The 963-nt window shown below is 38.2% G+C and carries 2 protein-coding genes; one reads left to right on the forward strand and one right to left on the reverse strand.

The genetic code is table 11. From position 1 onward, the window contains the following. A partial coding sequence (locus ACFOHL_RS14410; protein ID WP_376920944.1) for a hypothetical protein occupies positions 1 to 227 on the forward strand: 227 nt, incomplete at its 5' end. Between the two features lie 13 nt (positions 228 to 240). Here ACFOHL_RS14410 and ACFOHL_RS14415 read toward each other — a convergent pair. Continuing rightward, complete coding sequence (locus ACFOHL_RS14415) at positions 241 to 699, reverse strand: hypothetical protein (protein WP_376920945.1); 459 nt, start codon at positions 697 to 699, stop codon at positions 241 to 243. Between the last annotated feature and the right edge of the window lie 264 nt (positions 700 to 963).

The following is a 963-nucleotide window of genomic DNA, read 5'->3' on the forward strand; positions in this document are numbered from 1 at the left end:
CGGCTTGTAAGTGCAGCAGTCCATCTTCGTCTTCTAGCGGTAAATCCAAAAAAGCACTGTTTGCAGCTTGTCCGCCTTGTTCAGCTTGCTGTACTTTCTCAACGACCGACTGGCTAACACCTTTGGTTACCGTGTTTTCATTCGTTTTCGGTGGTCGTGTAGCTAGCCCAACTATGGAGTTTCCGAGCGCGTTCCCGAAGCTATCGGTCGAAACTTATACCCAGTAGGCGTAACACCAAGCTACGTATCATCTTGTTTGTGTTGATACATCATCAAAAAACAGACTGCCTGAAATTGATTAATATGACCATCATCGTATCTTATCTCATAATACGGGTCATAAGTTTTCCATTTTCGTTCTTTGATTAGTTCAAGCACCCAGCTGAAAAAAACACCAACCGATTCCATAGTGGCAATTTTTTTGCCATCAATAAATAACTCAAAATTTCGGCGAATTATTGCCTCTTGACTATCAATCCAATAAATAGAGTCGTTTTTTATAGTGCATTTTTCGTCATTAACGTAAATAGCATTCCAAGTCACTCTTGCATGGTTTCCTGTACTATCTTTGATAGATATTTTATCACCTACGGGATCATCATTAACCTTACAATCTAACTTCGTACTAGACTGCAAAAAGTAAGGTGAATCAGTACTTCTACTTCTATTAAAAACATAACACTTTATTGACTGCATCATAATCTATAGTCCAGACCGAAAAAGAAATTTTGATTGAATATAGTCTTTTCAAATTTCGTATTAATCGACACTCGACCATCTAAACTACTCGCATCGGTTCTAAAGCCGGGAGATATGCTCGCATCCAATGGTATTTTTTGTGGCAACGGGATTTTAATAGATCTTCGCGCGTCAAATTCAATAATATTGAGTATAAGATGGATTAACACTATTTACTACCCTCTGTGACAGCTGACTTTAAGGCTTTTTTGATGCATTGCAGAT

Origin of the sequence: Agaribacter flavus, assembly GCF_042646125.1 — a bacterium.
GTDB lineage: Bacteria > Pseudomonadota > Gammaproteobacteria > Enterobacterales > Alteromonadaceae > Glaciecola > Glaciecola flavus.